Annotated in this window: 13 protein-coding genes; 10 read left to right on the top strand and 3 right to left on the bottom strand. The window is 59.2% G+C overall.

Features of this window, described 5'->3' with window-relative positions:
* The first annotated feature begins 7 nt into the window (after nt 1–7).
* Together LG204_RS00155 and LG204_RS00150 are read left to right on the top strand one after the other, a co-directional pair.
* A complete protein-coding gene (locus LG204_RS00155) occupies nt 8–1,048 on the top strand; it encodes a heme-dependent oxidative N-demethylase family protein (RefSeq protein WP_230335372.1) in 1,041 nt (346 codons plus the stop codon).
* Nucleotides 1,049–1,117: 69 nt separating this feature from the next.
* Nucleotides 1,118–1,918 (top strand): TorF family putative porin, encoded by an 801-nt coding sequence (locus tag LG204_RS00150; RefSeq protein WP_230335371.1) that lies wholly within the window; start codon nt 1,118–1,120, stop codon nt 1,916–1,918.
* A gap of 55 nt (nt 1,919–1,973) precedes the next feature.
* On the opposite strand, the gene LG204_RS00145 is transcribed toward LG204_RS00150, so the two are convergent.
* The gene (locus tag LG204_RS00145; protein WP_230335370.1) at nt 1,974–3,374 is read right to left on the bottom strand and encodes a PAS domain-containing protein; all 1,401 of its coding nucleotides are present in this window, start codon (nt 3,372–3,374) and stop codon (nt 1,974–1,976) included.
* Between the two features lie 47 nt (nt 3,375–3,421).
* Here LG204_RS00145 and LG204_RS00140 point away from each other — a divergent pair, with 47 nt between their 5' ends.
* Together LG204_RS00140 and narL are read left to right on the top strand one after the other, a co-directional pair.
* Complete coding sequence (locus LG204_RS00140) at nt 3,422–5,248, top strand: histidine kinase (RefSeq protein ID WP_230335369.1); 1,827 nt, start codon at nt 3,422–3,424, stop codon at nt 5,246–5,248.
* 63 nt (nt 5,249–5,311) lie between these two features.
* On the top strand, nt 5,312–5,947 hold the full coding sequence (gene narL / locus LG204_RS00135; protein WP_230335797.1) for a two-component system response regulator NarL: 636 nt from the start codon (nt 5,312–5,314) through the stop codon (nt 5,945–5,947).
* A 138-nt stretch (nt 5,948–6,085) separates the two neighbouring features.
* Here the strand turns inward: narL and LG204_RS00130 are convergent, their stop codons facing one another.
* Both LG204_RS00130 and LG204_RS00125 read right to left on the bottom strand, forming a co-directional pair.
* Nucleotides 6,086–6,415 carry a hypothetical protein gene (locus LG204_RS00130; RefSeq protein WP_230335368.1) on the bottom strand — a complete coding sequence of 110 codons (330 nt, stop codon included), beginning with the start codon at nt 6,413–6,415 and terminating at the stop codon, nt 6,086–6,088.
* Nucleotides 6,412–7,488: a DMT family transporter gene (locus LG204_RS00125; protein ID WP_230335367.1), complete on the bottom strand. Its 1,077-nt coding sequence runs from the start codon at nt 7,486–7,488 to the stop codon at nt 6,412–6,414. The genes LG204_RS00130 and LG204_RS00125 overlap by 4 nt, the downstream gene beginning before the upstream one ends.
* Before the next feature lie 311 nt (nt 7,489–7,799).
* Between LG204_RS00125 and LG204_RS00120 the strand changes: the two genes are divergently transcribed.
* The 6 genes from LG204_RS00120 to LG204_RS00095 all read left to right on the top strand — a co-directional run bounded on the left by LG204_RS00120 (nt 7,800) and on the right by LG204_RS00095 (nt 17,283).
* A complete protein-coding gene (locus LG204_RS00120) occupies nt 7,800–9,497 on the top strand; it encodes an APC family permease (RefSeq protein ID WP_230335366.1) in 1,698 nt (565 codons plus the stop codon).
* Nucleotides 9,498–9,696: 199 nt separating this feature from the next.
* Nucleotides 9,697–11,889 (top strand): oxidoreductase, encoded by a 2,193-nt coding sequence (locus LG204_RS00115; RefSeq protein ID WP_230335365.1) that lies wholly within the window; start codon nt 9,697–9,699, stop codon nt 11,887–11,889.
* 109 nt (nt 11,890–11,998) lie between these two features.
* Nucleotides 11,999–14,122: a heterodisulfide reductase-related iron-sulfur binding cluster gene (locus LG204_RS00110; RefSeq protein ID WP_230335364.1), complete on the top strand. Its 2,124-nt coding sequence runs from the start codon at nt 11,999–12,001 to the stop codon at nt 14,120–14,122.
* On the top strand, nt 14,091–15,524 hold the full coding sequence (locus LG204_RS00105; RefSeq protein ID WP_230335363.1) for a DUF2336 domain-containing protein: 1,434 nt from the start codon (nt 14,091–14,093) through the stop codon (nt 15,522–15,524). The genes LG204_RS00110 and LG204_RS00105 overlap by 32 nt, the downstream gene beginning before the upstream one ends.
* Nucleotides 15,521–16,324 (top strand): electron transfer flavoprotein subunit beta/FixA family protein, encoded by an 804-nt coding sequence (locus tag LG204_RS00100; protein ID WP_230335362.1) that lies wholly within the window; start codon nt 15,521–15,523, stop codon nt 16,322–16,324. Before LG204_RS00105 ends, LG204_RS00100 begins: the two co-directional genes overlap by 4 nt.
* Nucleotides 16,321–17,283: an electron transfer flavoprotein subunit alpha/FixB family protein gene (locus LG204_RS00095; protein ID WP_230335361.1), complete on the top strand. Its 963-nt coding sequence runs from the start codon at nt 16,321–16,323 to the stop codon at nt 17,281–17,283. Before LG204_RS00100 ends, LG204_RS00095 begins: the two co-directional genes overlap by 4 nt.
* Nucleotides 17,284–17,358 lie beyond the last annotated feature (75 nt).

The following is a 17,358-nucleotide window of genomic DNA, read 5'->3' as shown; positions in this document are numbered from 1 at the left end:
TGCTCCCATGAGCCTCGCTTTCAAGCAGGAAACCTTTCGCGACGACTATACCTTCCGCAATTCGCCGGAAGCCATACGCCGTTTCCCCTTTCCGTTTCCCGAAGACCAGTACATGTACTCGGTCAACATCGAGCCGCATACGGCGGGTCCCAAGGGTGCGGTGACTGAATTCACGCTGGATGTGGACGAGCACTACGTGGCCGAGTGCCGCGACAAGGCGATTACCCTGGAGCAGGACCCGGGCCGCTGCGCGGTATTGCCGCACATGATGGATGCCGAGTGGGATTTTCTGGAATTCACCATGGAAAGCCTGGCGCGCGATTATCCTGAGCAATTCAGCCTGAGCAAAAACGGCAAGGCCTGGACCTGGGTCAATCGTCCGCTGGGAATTGAGCAATCCTTTGTATTTGGCGATGCCGCCACACTGCCCATGGGCCCGTTTGAATATATGGGCCGCCAGGTGCAGGGCGACTTTGTGCTGCTGGATCAGCGTGAAGACACCCTGTTTGCCGATGCGGGCATTGTCACCAGCCAGGCTGACTGGTCGCTGGCATTCAATGTCGGCATGTCATGGAATGAATGGCACGGGCCGGTGCCGCAAGTCACCAAGCTGGGTGTGATGGATCGCGCGCTGAAATTCCTGATGAGCCTGCAACAGGCCAATCCGGTACGGCGCCTCAACTGGACCATGACCATCAATCCGCGCCTCGATACTTCGCCCGAAAACTACCCGCTATGGGGCGGCGACCGCAACAAGGTCACCGCAGAGAATGCAGGCGAACTCGCGCATTTGCGTGTGGAGCTGCAAACCCTGTTCCGCATGCCGCGCAGCAATGCCATTGTCTTCAGCATCCGCTGCTACCTCATCAGCATGCAGGAAATGGCGACCTACCCACGTTGGGCCAAGCGTTTTCATCGCGTGCTGCGCGATCTTCACCCTGATCTCGTGGAGTACAAGGGCATCACCAAGTATCAGCAGGCCGTGCTGGCCTGGCTTTCCAGATTCGACGACGGCGCCGACATCGGCACTGGCACCCAGCCTGAATAAGGCTTAAGCCATGGCGCCGTGGTTACCGGGCAATTCCATTTGCATCTATCTTTTCATAAGGGGAACGTAATGAACCATGTAAAGCGTCTGAGTGTGGCCGGTCTTGTGGCCTGCAGTCTTTTCAACCTGCCGGCGTTGGCTGCGGATGAAGCCGCCGCCGAAGCCTCGCCCCACACCCTGACCAGCAATATCGGTTTCTTTGGTCAGTATGTGTTTCGTGGCATCACCTACACCAACGAGCGCCCTGCCGTGCAAGGTGGTTTTGACTATGCCCACTCCAGCGGTCTTTACCTGGGTGTATGGGGCACCAATGTCGACAAGAATGCGCTCTATGGCAATACGCTCGAAGTCGATATCTACGGCGGCTATCTGCACCAGTTCACGCCTGACCTCAGCCTGAATGTTGGTTTCTTGCAGTTCTACTATCCTGACAATGAAAAGATTGCCGGTCAGTCTGCCAATACCACCGAGCTGAACGGCGCGCTGGGCTACAAGTGGTTCACTCTCAAGTACTCGCGTGCCGTGACCGATTTCTTCGGTTACAACACCAAGTCTATCGGTGGCACGCTGGGCCATGGCGATACTAAGGGCACCGATTACATCGAGCTGAATTTCAACTACAAGTTGCCAGTACAGGATATCAACCTGGTGGCACACGCAGGTCATCAGCGTGTTGAAAACTACGGGGACTTGAGCTACAGCGATTACCTGATCGGCCTTAACAAGGACTTCTCTGTTGGCAAGAGTGAAGGCTGGAATGCCGGCTTCAACTACACCGGTACCAATGCCGATGGCGATTTGTGGGTAGACGCCAAGGGCCGCAAGACTGGTGATGACCATCTGGTGCTGTTTATCAAGCGCACGTTCTGATCCCTGGGGGTTTAGCCGGGATGTACCTGAAGGGGGCGTTGCAAAACGCCCTCTTTTATTCGCCGCTGTGGGTAGGCTGGGACTGTATCAGTCGCTTGATATCGGCAATCAGGCCGGTGGGGGCATCGTCATCGCTGATGTGGGCAATAAAGCCTTCCAGCGCCAGCAGTTCACCGGCACTGGAGTAAACGCCCTTGCCCTGTTCCCATACCCATTTGGTATTGCCTGCCCGCGTCATGATGCGGTACACCAGCTGAAACTTGTCCTGCATGGCGAGTTTTTCCTGCACATGCTGCCAGGCCGGGACCCGGTCTTCCGGATGGATGATCTCGACATAGGAAAAGTTAAGCGAATTGATCATCTCATGCGCCTCGTAACCGGTGACTTCGGCACAGCCATCGCTGACGAATTCAAAGCTCCAGTTTCTGTCGTTCTTGCAGCGATAGATCATGCAGGGCGCATTGTTGATCAGCATGCTGAGCGAACGGCGGTTGGTACGCAGGCTGGCCTCGGCCTGCTTGCTGTGGCTGATGTCGGTGAGGGTTCCGACCACGCTGGAACGCTCGCCCTTGACTGACGAGGTGTTGCGCGCGCGCAGCTCCACCCAGGTAGAGTCGCCGTTTTTGCTGATGACGCGGGCTTCCAGCAGGCAACGGCTGCGCTTGCCCTGGATCAGCGAATGCAGGCGGGCTTCCACCAGCGGTTTGTCTTCCGGGTGGATAAAGCTCAGCAGTGGTTTTTGCAGGCAATCTTCCACGTTGAAATCGAGCAGGCCTTGCCACGATGGGTTAAGGAAAAGAATGTTTTGCGCGGTATCGACCTGGAACACGACTTGCTCGATCTGGTTGACCAGCAGATGATAAGGAAACTGCTCGCGGAAATTGGCGCCCGGCGTATCGTGCGAAGACACCGCCGAAAATTGCAGCAGCAGTTGCTCGTTATCGGCGGCTTCACTGATGGGCGAGACGGAAATATGCACAGGCAGCACCGAGCCATCCATGCACAGCAGGCGCAACCGTTGAGTGGCTTTTTTATCGTGGTTGGGCGTGGCGAGCAGGGCTGCCAGGGCTTGATGATCGCCGGGATGGATGACATTGGTCAGTGGCATGCCCAGAATCTGATCCGAAATGCCCTGCATGCCCAGCTCGGCAAGAAAGGCGTTGTTGGCAAAAATGACGGTATAGCCTTCCACCACGGCGGCAGGGGTTGCCAGTAGCGATGACACATTGATGCCCCAGGCCTTGCGGTCGAAGCCCGGATTGCTCAGGTCCAGCTTGCTGCGATTGCGCAGCAGGGGATATACCGCCAGCATGAGCAGGGCGGAAAATGCCGTGGTGGCGACGATCACCATCCCGGCCAGATGCATCTTGAACGGGGCGCTACCCGCCCACCAGGTGTTGAAGACGAATAGAAAAATGATACTGAGGATCAGCGTGCTGAATACGTATATGCTCATGCTTGTGTCCTGTTATATGTGGGTTTCCGGGGAGACCGTGTCCTGATATGCGCTGGTTGAAACAATTGTCTGAAGTGGCTGAAATCAAGGCCCTGCTGCGCCATACGCTTTACCTGCGGCTGGTACTGCTGCTGTTCTGTGTGCTCTTGCTCATCATCATGATGCAGGTCGGCTCCCTGTTTCTGCTGGATTACATTCCTGGCAACCAGTCTGCCATGCGCCAGCTCTACGCGCAAAAATTCCATTGGCAGGTGCTGCGGGCCGAAGTCGTTGCCACGCCGCAGGGTAGCCGGCTGCCCGGTGCCGGACTCAATGCCGGGGGTGGGGTGATGGAGTTCTCGTGGTTCCGCCAGCAACTGGGTTCGCGTCTGCCGCCAGCCATTGCCCACCTGGAAGCCGACACGGCATCGTTGCTCAATACCTATCCGCAGGCCGAGCATACGGCGGGCTGGCTGCAGGCCGTGGACCGGGTGCTGCATGATTACGACAGGCTGGCAGAAGAGCTGCAGCACGATGTGGAGGTTAAGCAGTCGGTGATCGGCCTCTTGCAACTGGTGAGTGGCCTGTTGCTGGTGTGCTGCCTGTTTGCCGTGGCGTTCAAGGCCAAGCATCTGTTGATAGACCGCATCGGCCATCTGGCCAAGTTGCTGCCTCAGGAGTTTCAGGTGGCGGATGACCAGGGCCATGCCGACGAATTTGCCCGGCTGGAGCAAACCGTCTTTCGCATTGCGGCGCGGCTGGAGGGCTTCAAGGCCGAGAGCGCGTGGTTCAACCAGACGCGCAGTGAGCGCTTGCGCCGCTTGTTGCGCGCACAGGGGTTTTTGCACCGGCTGGTGGGCATGATCAATACGCCGGACATCAGCGAAGCCCTGCTGCGCAAGGTGCTGTACATGCTGGAAAGCACGCTGGATGTGCAGAATGTGGCGCTGCTGTTTGCCGAAAAATCCGCCGGTGAGCCGGTGGAGCGCATGTTGTTTTCGCAGCATGCGCCGCATCCTACGCCGCCCAGCCTGCTGGCCGAGCTGAATACCAGCCAGGCGGTGAGTTACCAGCTTGAACCAGCCAATGGCGAAGATGGCAGCCACTGTCTCGTTGCAGCCTTTACCGGCCCGTGGGAAACGCTGGGCATGCTGATGGTGGAGGCCGAGGCAGCGCATGTGTTTGATGAAACCGACATCGAGCTGGTGGAGATGACTGCGCAATTGCTGTCCATGGTGATGGGCACGCAGAACCGCGAGCAGGAAGGCCGTCGTGCCGCGCTGCTGGATGAGCGGGCCGCCATTGCCCGTGAGCTGCATGATTCGCTGGCGCAGTCGCTGTCGTTCATGAAAATCCAGATTTTCCGTCTGCAAAGTCATCCGCAGACTCAGCATGCCGACCTGCGCGGCATTGTGAACGAGCTGCGTCAGGGGCTGGATAATGCCTACCGCGAGTTGCGCGAGCTGCTGTCCACCTTTCGCGTGCACATGGATGTGCGCGGGCTGGGTTTTGCCATCCAGTCGGCGATTGACGAATTCATGCAGCGCTCCAATCTTTCCATTGCGCTGGATAATCGGCTGGTGAATTGCCGCCTGACGGTGAACGAGGAATTCCATATCCTGCATGTCATCCGCGAGGCGCTGTCGAATATCGTGCGCCATTCCGGCGCCAGCACGGTGACCGTGGCGCTGGTCTACCAGAGCAATGGCTCGGTCATCGTGACCATTGATGATGATGGTATCGGCTATGCCAGCAAGCCGGGCGAGCCGGGGCATTACGGGCACAGCATCATGCAGGAGCGTGCTTACAGCCTGGGGGGCGAGCTGGCAGTTTTGCGTCGCCGCACGGGCGGCACGCGGGTAAGATTGGTATTTACGCCGCAATTGGCACAATGACAGGAGAGCACGACCTTGAGCACCCCCAGTACACCGACTTCTGAGCTGACATCTGGCGGCGCGATGCCGACCAAGGTGTTCCTGATTGATGACCATGCGCTGTTTCGCAAGGGCGTTGGTCAGATGATAGAAGCCGACCCGGCATTCCGGGTGGTGGGCGAGGCGGCTTCCGGTAGCGAGGGTTTGTTGCTGGCTCCGCCTTTGCAGCCTGATGTGGTGCTGATCGACCTCAACATGAAAGGTCTCAACGGCATTGAAACCCTGCGCCGCTTCAAAAGTGAAAGCAGTTTGCAGGCCCGTTTTGTGGTGCTGACGGTGTCGGATGCCGAGGATGACTTGCTGGAGGCGTTGCGCGCCGGGGCGGATGGTTATCTGCTGAAGGACATGGAACCGGAAGACCTCTGTGCCAGCCTCAAAAAAGTGATCTCCGGCATGACGGTGATACAGGACAGCCTGACCGAAGTGCTGAAGCAGGCCTTGCTGGAACCGCGCACGCGCAAGGCGGATGATGACGTGGCGCTGACTGACCGCGAGCAGGAGATCTTGCAGTGCCTGGCGGATGGTCTCAACAATAAAACCATCGCGCGCAAACTGGGTATTTCCGATACCACGGTCAAGGTGCATATCAAACATCTGCTCAGCAAACTCAAGCTCACCAGCCGGCTTGAGGCGGCCGTATGGGCACATCGAAAAAAGTAAGTGCCTGCTCTTCCACCTGGCCTTGCCCAGCCTAGCGGCGGCTGACAAACAGCCGGGCGCAGATCAGGCAGATAAAGCTGGCCAGGCCGATGATGATGATGGCCAGCACATCGGCCCCGGCGTATCCCCAGAAACTGTTCATGCGCAATACTCCTCCATGGCAGTGCCATCCTTGGCCAGCAAGCCGGTATCTTCCATGCGGGTGAGTCCAAACGGTGTCAGCTGGTAATAAAACGACAGTGCTTCGCGCGGTAATATATCGCCTACGGTTTCGGTGATGAGCTGCGGTTCATTGCGCACGACCAGGCCGGCCGCCGACAACTCATCCAGCGCCACATGCAGGCTGTTGATCGCGTAGCGCCCTTGCAGGCTGTAGGCTTGCAGAGTCAGCTCGATCAGCGCCTGATCCCGCATGCCGCCCAGCTGGTGCAGCCGTGTCAGTAAAAATCCCTTGATATGCAATTTCATGCGTGTTCTCCCGCTGGATTGTCGCGTAACTGGGCTACGGTTTCGGCGGATTCGCCAAACATGACAAAGCTGCCCGCCACAGTGAGGATGAGGCCGACCAGGAAATACCACGGTGGCATTTGCAGGGTAAAGGCTGCAATAAACAGCAGGGCAAATACCGCGTAGAGGTTGCCAATGGCTTCGCCTCGACCGACGCCGATCAGGCTGAAGCTCTTGTAAAAGGCGGTGTAGCAATAGGCATGGCAGGCCGAGGCCAGCACTATCCACACCATGGCCTTGGGGTTTTGCACGGTAGTGAGTAGTAGCTCACCTATTGGCAGACTGGTAAAAAGCGCGAGGGCAGGCAGGATCAATATGCCCCAGAACAGAATCTCGAAACTGAAGCGGCAATGAATGCCCACGTCCGGGTCGGTCACATCCATCGCCCGCGCCGCCACGGCACCTTCCATGCCCCATCCCAGTGCAGACATGATGCCGCCGAGATAGCCCAGCCATGCATGGCTGTTATCGCCACCCACCTCGCCAAACAGGCCAGGGCCATAAATCACCAGGCCCCCCATCATGATGATCACCATGCCCAGCGCGGCGCGGGTGGAGATTTTTTCGCGGTACCACAGGCGCGCCACCACGGCGCCTATCACCGGGTAAAACAGCGAGGTGACAGCGGCAAATACCGGCCCCACATAGCCCATGGCCATATAGGAGCCAAAGATCGCCATCGGTCCGCCACAAAGCGACGCCAGCGCATACCACTTGGAGATGCGTCGAAAGCGCACCATGGTGCGGGCGTAATCCCCCACCTTGCCCAGCACGCCATTCCACAGTAGTAAAAACACAAACACTGCCAATGCATGCACCCAGGTCATCACGGCGGTGGCAGCCAGCCTGAGCGATTGCTGGTCCTGCGGGATATCGACATACGGTGACTCAAACCACAGCGCCGTGCCGGGTACATACCAGGCGCCCCACAGAATCGCGGTCCACAAGGCCCACATGAATCCCCAGCGCTGGTTGCGCGCGTAATGGCGGTGCAGGGTGGATTGTAGTCTGGCGGTATAGGGCGGGGCTTGCATGAGGCGGATTCCTTTAAAGGTATTTGCCAGAAATGGTAAGGGGCACGCGGCCTGTCTTTCCATACTCCTGAGGGAGTAGGGCGGGCTCATGCTGGCGCCCAGGCTGCCTGATGCCCCAAGTTGGACCGGAACCTGCTTTAAACCATGCATGCCGCACCATTTTCTTGCTACTTCTTAGGTAGTAATCCGTAGTGAGAATTGTGAGGCGGGGGAGGCGGGTATTCAATGGAGCCCAATGCAGGACATGTCAGTACCGTATGTGCTGGCCATGGGCCTGCTGACTGCATGACTTTTCGATAAGGGGAATTAAATTGAACAGTAATCCGCCCGTAGACGCGATCTCCGCCGATTTATCCGGCGATGTCGTCGCCCAGAACTCTACCCTGCACCGTAAGATCGGCTGGCAGGGTGCGTTCTGGGTGGCCAGCGGTGTACCGGCACTGGTGCTTTTTTCCATAGGCGCCATTGCTGCCACCGTCGGCAAACCCTCCTGGATCGTCTGGATGATCTCGATCGCATTCGGCTTTATTCAGGCTTTTACCTATGCTGAAATCGCTGGCCTGTTTCCGCACAAATCTGGCGGCGCCTCCGTCTATGGCGCCGTGGCCTGGGTGCGCTACAGCAAGTTCATTGCACCTATCTCGGTGTGGTGTAACTGGTTCGCCTGGTCGCCGGTATTGGCGATAGGCTCCGGTCTCGCCGCAGGCTACATGCTGAGCGCACTGTTTGCGCCGGATGCCGTCATCAACACCTGGCAGATCACGCTGATGGATCTGAGCTTCATCAAGACAGACCTGGTGCTGCGCATCAATGCCACGTTCATCCTCGGCGCTGCGGTGCTGATGTCGGTGTTTGCCGTGCAGCATGGCGGCATTCTGCGTTCAGCCCGTGTGACCATGATTTTGGGTATTACCGCACTGATCCCGCTGATGCTGATTGGTCTGATCCCTATCCTGACGGGCGATGTGCCACAGGTAAACTTCTTCCCCATGGCACCACTGAGCTATGACGCCGCAGGCAATGTGGTGGATGGCGTATGGGGCATTGAAGGCTGGAAACTGATGGCTGGCGGTCTCTTTATTGCCGCCTGGTCTACCTATGCGTTTGAAACCTCCGTCTGTTACACCCGCGAGTTCAAGAACCCCAAGACCGATACCTTCAAGGCCATTTTCTACTCTGGCCTGCTCTCTATCGCCGTGTTTACGCTGGTGCCAATTGCCTTCCAGGCGCACCTTGGCCTGGGTCAACTGGTCACCCCAGCGGTCGTCGATGCTGCAGGCGCTACGGTTACCCCTGCTGTCTACAGCGGCATGCTGGCGCCTGATATCTACAGTGGCATGGGTGTTGCCAGCGCCTTGTCCGACATGGCAGGCGGCGGCAAGATCATTGGCAATGTCATGGTCATCATGCTGGTGCTGGCGCTGCTGCTCTCTATCATGACCTCCATGGCGGGTTCTTCGCGCACGCTGTACCAGGCCTCGGTCGATGGCTGGCTGCCCAAGTACCTGTCCAAGGTCAATGAGCACGGCGCGCCTACCCCTGCGATGTGGACTGACCTCTGCTTCAATCTGCTGCTGCTGTTGCTGTCTGACTATGTGTTCGTGCTGGCAGCATCCAATATCGGCTACATCATCTTCAACTTCCTCAACCTCAACTCCGGCTGGATACACCGCATGGACCGTCCAAGCTGGCTGCGCCCCTACAAGGCCCCCACCATCCTGCTGGCAGCTGGTGGCGTACTCAGCTTCGTCAACCTGGCCCTGATGGGGTTCGGTGCCGATGTCTGGGGTGAAGGTACATTGATTACCGGCCTGTTCTTCGCCGCGCTGATCATCCCGGTCTTCATCTACCGCCACTATGTGCAGGACAAAGGCCAGTTCCCCAAGGCCATGCTCGAAGACATGCATGTCGGTGACGAAGCCGGTGTGGCAAGCCGGGCCGGTATCCTGCCCTATGTCGCCCTGGTGGCGGGTGTGGTGGTGGTCTACGTGTTCCATCATCTCGGTTAGTATTCCGCGCTAGCCGGGCATGGAGACGGGTCGCCGCAAGGCGGCCCATTTTTTATTTAATCAATTGATTTGTAATGAAAGTTTATCTTGTCGGTACTCCCTAGGTGGTAAGCCCTAAGGAGAATTGTGAGACCGTGCCTGCCCCTCGAAAATAGCCCTACAACAACGATTCACTTCGCCTATTTCGAGAGGACACTTCATGGCACGCGATCCCAAACACGACATTCTGTTTGAGCCCATTCAGATTGGGCCGAAAATCCTGCGTAACCGCTTTTACCAGGTGCCGCACTGTATCGGCGCCGGTTCGGACAAACCGGGCTTTCAGGCGGCTCACCGCTCCATGAAGGCCGAAGGCGGCTGGGCGGCGATGAATACCGAATACTGTTCCATCCACCCCGAGTCTGACGATACCCACCGCCTGTCGGCGCGTATCTGGGATGAGGGTGACGTGCGCAACCTGCGCGCCATGACCGATGAGGTACATAAATACGGCGCCCTGGCTGGTATCGAGATGTGGTACGGCGGCGCGCATGCACCATGCATGGAGTCCCGCGCCACGCCACGCGGCCCCAGCCAGTACGCTTCAGAGTTCGAGACCCTGACCTATTGCAAGGAAATGGACCTGAACGACATCGCCATGGTGCAGCAATACTATGTGGATGCCGCCTACCGCGCCCGCGATGCCGGGTTTGACATTGTGTATGTCTACGGTGCGCACTCCTACCTACCTTTGCAGTTCCTGAATCCTTACTACAACAAACGCACCGATGGCTATGGCGGCTCGCTGGAAAACCGCGCCCGCTTCTGGCTGGAGACGCTGGAAAAGGTACGCCGCGCCGTGGGCGATGACTGTGCGATTGCCACGCGTTTTGCCGTGGACACCGTGTATGGCCCTGGCCAGATCGAGGTGGAAGTGGATGGCATGAAGTTCATTGAGCTGGCCGATCCGCTGGTGGATTTGTGGGACGTGGATGTCGGCGATATTGCCGAGTGGGGCGAAGATGCGGGCCCGTCGCGTTTTTACCAGCAGGGCCATCAGGTGCCCTGGACCAAGTTCGTTAAGCAGGTTTCCAAGAAGCCGGTGCTGGGCGTGGGCCGTTACACCGATCCGGAAAAAATGACCGAGATCGTGACCAAGGGCTATGCCGACATCATCGGTGCGGCCCGCCCATCGATTGCCGACCCTTACCTGCCGAAGAAGATTGAAGAAGGCCGCTATGACGATATTCGCGTCTGCATCGGCTGCAACGTGTGTATCTCGCGCTGGGAAATTGGTGGCCCACCGATGATCTGCACCCAGAACGCAACGGCAGGCGAAGAATACCGCCGTGGCTGGCATCCGGAAAAATTCCGCAAGACCGCTTCCAGCGATGCCGTGCTGGTGGTGGGCGCAGGCCCATCCGGCTCGGAATGCGCACGCGTGCTGATGGAAAGCGGTTATACCGTGCACCTGTATGACAGCGCCGAAAAAGTCGGCGGCCACCTGAATAGTGTGGCGACCTTGCCTGGCCTGGGTGAATGGAGCTACCACCGCGATTACCGCGAAACCCAGCTCAACAAGCTGGTGAAGAAAAACAAGGATTCCGTGATCGCCCTTGGGCAGAAACGCCTGACGGCCGAAGACATTTTGCAATACGGCGCCGACAAGGTGGTGATTGCTACCGGCTCCAGCTGGAATACCGATGGCACCAACTGCCTGACGCACGACGCCCTCCCCGGCGCCGATGCTTCGCGCGCTGACCAGCTCACGCCTGAGCAGGTAATGGAAGGCAAGAAGGCGATAGGCAAGCGCGTGGTGATCCTGAACGCCGATACCTATTTCATGGCACCTAGCCTGGCCGAGAAGCTGGCTGTGGCGGGGCACGAGGTCACTATCGTGTCTGGTGTGCATCTGGCGAACTACATGCACTTCACTTTGGAGTACCCAAACATGATGCGCCGCCTGCATGAGCTGGGGGTGGAAGAGCTGGGCGACCATTTCTGCTCGCGTATTGAGCCGGGCCGTCTGGAGATTTACAACATCTGGGGCGATGGTTCCAAGCGCACCTATCGCGGTCCGGGCGTGGCTCCTCGTGATGCCAACAAGACCCACCGCTGGCTGGAGTTTGATTCGCTGATTCTGGTCACCGGCCGTCATTCCGAAAACGCCTTGTTCAACGACCTGAAAGCCCGCGAAAGCGAGTGGGAGGCCAATGGCATCAAGGGTGTGTACCTGATTGGCGATGCCGAGGCTCCCCGCCTGATTGCCGACGCGACCTTTACCGGCCACCGCGTGGCGCGCGAGATCGAAGAAGCCAATCCGCAATACCCGCTGCCTTACAAGCGCGAGGTGGCGGTATGGGGTGCAGCCCACATGCCGGGCGGTCAGTTCAAGATCGAGTACAAGGTTTAGTCAACGGTTCACTTCAGGGTCCGGTGCAACAGCGGGAGGCATGGCTTCCCGCTGGCTTGCAGGTCAGCCGCCCGGGCCCTGAAGACCCCGATAGCAAAAGAGACAGTTCATGAACGATACCACCCTGGTCACCCGCATACTTTTCCAGGATTTTTCTTCCTGGAGCATCACCCTGTTTTATCTGCTGGGCTACACCGCCATCGGCATCTTTGCCCACGGTGTGTATACCCAGGTGCGCAAATACCGGCGCGGCCGTCCGCTGGACATCGGCGCCTGGCGCCAGCGTGCTGTCAACATGGTGCAGGATATGCTGACGCACCGTACGCTGGTGCGGCGGGACCGCAAGGCGGGGCGTGCGCATGCGCTGATCTTCTTCGGCTTTGCCCTGCTGTTCATCGGCACGGCGACCATCACGCTTGAATATGACATTTTGCAGCCGCTGTTTGGCTGGCGCTTCTGGCATGGCGAATTTTACCTGTGGTTTTCGCTGGTGCTGGATCTTGCTGGCGCAGGCCTGATCGCAGGCGTGCTCTACATGATGTATCGCCGCCAGTGGCTGAGGCTGCCCAAGCTGGATTACGCCCGCCCGGATCGCAGCCCGGAAGACCCGGATTACGATCGCCGTGACTATCGCCGCGAGGACTGGGCCTTTCTGTGGGCGCTGATCCTGATTGGCATCACTGGCTTTGTGCTGGAAGCCACCCGTCTGGTCTGGCTGAGCGGCCAGCCCACGGTGTGGGACCTGCGCTTCTGGTCACCCGTCGGTGCCGTGATGGCGCATGCCATGCAATCGGTCGGCTTGTCACCGGAAGGTGCCGGGCTGGTCCGCAGCGGCTTGTGGTGGTTTCACGGCCTGCTGGCGCTGACTTTTATCGCGTTGATTCCCTACAGCAAGATCAAGCATATTGTCACGGCGCCCACCTCGCTCATGCTGCGCGACCCCCTGGCGGGCCGTCGCCTGCCCAAGGTGCCGGAAGAGCAGGCCAGCGCGGGCTATCAGTACATCACCGATTTCAAGTGGAAAGAGCTGTTGCATCTGGATGCCTGCACCAAGTGCGGCCGCTGCCACGAGGCCTGCCCGGCCAACGCGGTGGGGGCGCCACTGTCGCCACGCGATGTAATCCTGTCGCTGCGTGAGTTTGCCAACCACAGCCTCAATGCCGCCACCCTGCCGGAGAAAGCCGAGCTGGATGTGCATGGCAAGGCGCCGGGGCAGGTATTCATGGAGACCTTGTGGTCGTGCCGCACTTGTCTCGCCTGCGTGGAAATCTGTCCGGTGGCGGTGGAGCATGTGCCGATTATTGTGCAGATGCGCCGCAAGCTGGTGGAAGACGGCAACATGGAGCCGCTGCTGGAGAAAACCCTGCAGACTATCCATAAAACCGGTAATTCGTTTGGCGAATCCAAACGCAAGCGCGCCGCCTGGACCAAGGAGTTGCCGTTCACCATCAAGGATGCGCGCAAGGAAGCGGTCGACATGCTGTGGTTCGTCGGTGATTACGCCTCGTTTGATCCGCGCAACCAGAAAGTCACCCGCGCCTTTGCCCGGCTGATGCAACAGGCCGGGGTGGATTTTGGCCTGCTGTTTGAGGGCGAAATGAACGCGGGCAACGATGTGCGCCGGGTAGGCGAGGAGGGGCTGTATGAGTACCTCGCCACCGCCAACATTACTTCGATACGCGATTGCGAGTTCAAGTCCGTCGTCACGACCGACCCGCATTCCTACAACACTATCCGCAACGAATACCCCGACTTTGGCGGCGAATTCGAGATTCAGCATTACACCACCGTGGTGCGCGAGTTGTTGCTGCAAGGCCGCTTGCGCCTGCGCAAACCGCTGGGCTACCGCGTGACCTTTCATGACCCTTGCCACCTGGGCCGCTACAACAAGGGCTTTGATGCGCCGCGCGACATCCTGCAGATGCTGGGTTGCGAGCTGGTGGAGATGGATCGCAATCGTGACAACTCTTTCTGCTGCGGCGCTGGTGGAGGCCGTATCTGGATACCCGATGCGCCCGGCACCGAAAAACCATCGCAAAACCGCATGCATGAAGCGGGCAGGATCGAAGGCCTGCAAGTGTTCGTTGTGTCCTGCCCTAAGGATCTCACCATGTTTGAAGATGCCCTCAAGACCTCGGGCTACGAGGGCAAGTTTGTGGTGCGCGAGCTGATTGAACTGATAGAAGAATGTGTGGAATACGATGAGTCCCCAGCGCTTTCTGTCGAAGTCTGAGTCACTGGTCCCCATGACCGCACAGGCGCTGGTAGCGCATGTGCTGGAGAGTGGTGACTTTTATGCGGCGGTGGCCGTGCATGGTATCGCCGATGCCAGACAGCGGCAGCGGCTGGAGGAGCGACTGTTTGGCAGTCGCCGCGATGTGCTGATGCTGGCGCGCTGGGAGCACACGCCCGCCAATGTGCTGGATGCCCTGTCGCGGCTGGAGCATATGCCGCTGGCAGGGCGCGTGGTCAAGCACCGCAACACGGAAGGCAGCACGCTCAAGCATCAGTTCAGCCAGTCGGATGATCCTGCGCTTACGGGTCTCCTTGCCCTGCATGCCAACACGCCTGCGCCCTTGCTGTTGCAGATTGCCATGGGCGATCACGATCAGGTGGTGCTGAAGGGACTGGCGCGCAACCCCAGCGCACAGCCTGAGGTATTGCGCCTGCTGGCGCAGCGCTTTCCCAGGCGTTTTGACAAGGAAATTGCCAGCCATGCGGCGGTGCCTGCTGATCTGCTGAGCACGCTCTATCACCGTGGCGACAAGTTCGTGCGCGCCGCGGTGCTGGCGCACAAGCAGGTGCCGGAAGCCTTGCTGCTGCAAGCGGCTAAATCCACCGAAACCCTGATTTTGCGGTCGCTGGTCAAGCATCCGCTGTTGCCTGCGGCGACGGTGGATGCCTTGAGCCAACACAAGGACAACGCCATACGCGCCGCACTGGCGACCCGGGTGGGTTTGCCCCTGGCCTTGAGCGCGCGTCTGGCGCTGGACGACAGTGACAGCGTGCGCCGTGCGGTGGCCTGCCGGGCTGATCTCTCGCCTGCTCTCATGCAGATGCTGGCGGAAGACCGCGACCCCTGGGTGCGGCAATGGCTGGGGCGTAACCCGGTGGTGGGCAAGCATGTGCTGCAAAAGCTCGCGCTGGATATTCATGAAGATGTGCGCCGTGCCGTGGCGCGTAACCCGAATTGCCCCATCACCCTGCTGGAGAAACTGGCTTCTGACCATAGAAGCTGGGTGCGCGCCGCAGTGGCGTATCAGCCCAATGTCACTTCCTGTCTGATGGCGAGCCTGGCGCGCGATAGCGCGGTGGATGTGCTGTCCGGCGTGGCGGCCAATCCACACACGGCGCCAGCGCTGCTGAAGCGTTTGGTGTTTTCGGATGAACTTGACGTGCGGCGCGGCGTGATCCTGAACCCGGCCGCCGGACCAGACGTCTTGCTGCCGCTGCTGCAAGACCCGTATTACCTGCATCGCGTGATGCTGGCGAGCAGCCCCAAACTTAGCGACCAGGACAAATGGCAACTGCGGGACGACCCCGATGCGCGGGTGCGTTTCGCCTTATTTCAATGGCTGGCCGCGCGCGCCTTGCGCCCGGTGGCCGACCGGTATTTCTACAGGAGGAAGGCATGAAAATAGTGGTGGCAGTAAAACAGGTGGCCGCGCTCGATGATGATTTCGAGATACGCGCCGATGGCCTGGATGTGGATGAGGATTTTCTGATGTATGACCTCAATGAGTGGGATGACTACTCGCTGGAAGAGGCCATGAAGATCAAGGAAGCCGCTGCCGAAGGCGCGGTGGAAGTGATTGCCGTCTCGGTGGGGCCGGAGCGTGTGGATGAAAGCCTGCGCAAGTGCCTGGCCAAGGGCGCTGATCGCGCTATCCGCGTGTGGGATGACGCCATGGAAGGCTTGGATGCCGTGACCATAGGCCGCATTCTGGCGGGCGTGGTGAAAAAGGAAGCGCCTGCCATGGTGTTTGCCGGGGTGCAGTCCTCGGACCAGGCGAATGCCGCCACCGGCATGGCAATCGCCGCCAGCCTGGATTGGCCGCATGCGGCGGTGGTGGCCGAGCTGGATTATCAGCCCGGCGCTGCCACTGCGCGCATCAAGCGCGAACTGGAAGGCGGCATGCTGCAGGCGGTAGAGATTGATTGCCCGGCCGTGCTGACGCTGCAACTTGGCATCAACAAGCCGCGCTATGCCTCGCTGCGTGGTATCAAGCAGGCGGCCGCCAAACCGATTGAGCACTGGAGTCTGGGCGACTTGGGGATGGATGCCACGCAAGTAGGCGCCACCGCCGCGCTATCGCGTGTGCGCCGCATGGAAATCCCGGTCAAGGGTCGCGCCCAGATGATAGAAGGCACGATCGCGGAGCAAGCTGCAAAGCTGATTGAAATCATCAAGGAATACAAGGGAGAAGCTGCATGAACACTATTCTTGTAGTAGCCGAACACCGGCGCGGCGAAGTGCGTCCGGTGACGCTGGAGCTGATCACCGCTGCCCAGCAATTGAAAACCGCGGCGGATGACCGCGTGCTGCTAGCGATTATTGGTCAAGAGGTGGAGTTGCTCGCCAGCCAGTTGCAATGGGCAGGCGTGGACGAAATCATCGCCTGCAAGACCAATAGTGCCGAATTTGAACCGGAGCTGGCCGAACAGGCGGTGTCTGCGCTGATCGTCTCGCGTAAACCCATCGCCGTGCTGTTACCGCACAGTGTGGATTCATTGGGCTACGCCACGGCGGTGGCGGTGAAGGGCTGTTATGGCTATGCCACCGATGTTTTCAAGCTCGCCTACGATGGTGGCGCTCTGGTCGCCACGCGTGGTGGTTATAACCAGAAGGTGAATGTCGAGGTGGATTTCCCTGGCCATGCCTGTGCGGTGATGACCATACGCGGCGGCGCTTTCAAGCCGGTAGAAGCCGCAGCGGCACCGCTATTGACCGTGGATGACCGCAGTGAACTGAGCGGCCGCAGCCGTCCGCTGGAGTTCATTGAGCAGGGCGGGGGTGGCGATATCGACATCACCACGGTCGAGTTCATCATGTCCATCGGCCGCGGCATAGGCGAAGAGGCCAATGTGGAAGACTTCCGCGAGCTGGCGGATAACATCGATGCCACCCTGTGCTGCTCGCGGCCGATTGCCGACGCCGGCTGGCTGCCCAAGTCGCGCCAGGTCGGGCAGTCCGGCAAGGTGGTGAGTGCCTGCAAACTGTATGTGGCGATGGGGATTTCCGGTTCTATCCAGCACATGGCAGGCATGAAGCATGTGAGCACCATCGTGGCGGTCAATACCGATCCCGGCGCGTCGATTTTCACCATTGCCAAGTACGGCATCGTGGCGGATATCTTCGAGATACAGGATGAGTTGCAAGCCCAGCTTGCCTGAGTCAGCGAGTTTCCGCTTTCATCCTGATGTAAAGCGGCCGCCATACCAAACCGTCAGCCCTGGGGCTGGCGGTTT

Source organism: Methylovorus menthalis (assembly GCF_020523625.1).
GTDB classification, from domain to species: domain Bacteria; phylum Pseudomonadota; class Gammaproteobacteria; order Burkholderiales; family Methylophilaceae; genus Methylovorus; species Methylovorus menthalis.
Note: the sequence above shows the minus strand (reverse complement) of the source record. Positions and strands in the feature narration are given on the sequence as shown.

Excerpts from the sequence above, each read along its gene's own strand:
- LG204_RS00125 (WP_230335367.1), bottom strand. The coding sequence starts at position 7,488 with ATGCAAGCCCCGCCCTATACCGCCAGACTACAATCCACCCTGCACCGC.
- LG204_RS00140 (WP_230335369.1), top strand. The coding sequence starts at position 3,422 with ATGCGCTGGTTGAAACAATTGTCTGAAGTGGCTGAAATCAAGGCCCTG.
- LG204_RS00095 (WP_230335361.1), top strand. The coding sequence starts at position 16,321 with ATGAACACTATTCTTGTAGTAGCCGAACACCGGCGCGGCGAAGTGCGT.
- LG204_RS00150 (WP_230335371.1), top strand. The coding sequence starts at position 1,118 with ATGAACCATGTAAAGCGTCTGAGTGTGGCCGGTCTTGTGGCCTGCAGT.
- LG204_RS00145 (WP_230335370.1), bottom strand. The coding sequence starts at position 3,374 with ATGAGCATATACGTATTCAGCACGCTGATCCTCAGTATCATTTTTCTA.
- LG204_RS00100 (WP_230335362.1), top strand. The coding sequence starts at position 15,521 with ATGAAAATAGTGGTGGCAGTAAAACAGGTGGCCGCGCTCGATGATGAT.
- LG204_RS00110 (WP_230335364.1), top strand. The coding sequence starts at position 11,999 with ATGAACGATACCACCCTGGTCACCCGCATACTTTTCCAGGATTTTTCT.
- LG204_RS00130 (WP_230335368.1), bottom strand. The coding sequence starts at position 6,415 with ATGAAATTGCATATCAAGGGATTTTTACTGACACGGCTGCACCAGCTG.
- LG204_RS00105 (WP_230335363.1), top strand. The coding sequence starts at position 14,091 with ATGAGTCCCCAGCGCTTTCTGTCGAAGTCTGAGTCACTGGTCCCCATG.
- LG204_RS00155 (WP_230335372.1), top strand. The coding sequence starts at position 8 with ATGAGCCTCGCTTTCAAGCAGGAAACCTTTCGCGACGACTATACCTTC.
- LG204_RS00115 (WP_230335365.1), top strand. The coding sequence starts at position 9,697 with ATGGCACGCGATCCCAAACACGACATTCTGTTTGAGCCCATTCAGATT.
- narL (WP_230335797.1), top strand. The coding sequence starts at position 5,312 with ATGCCGACCAAGGTGTTCCTGATTGATGACCATGCGCTGTTTCGCAAG.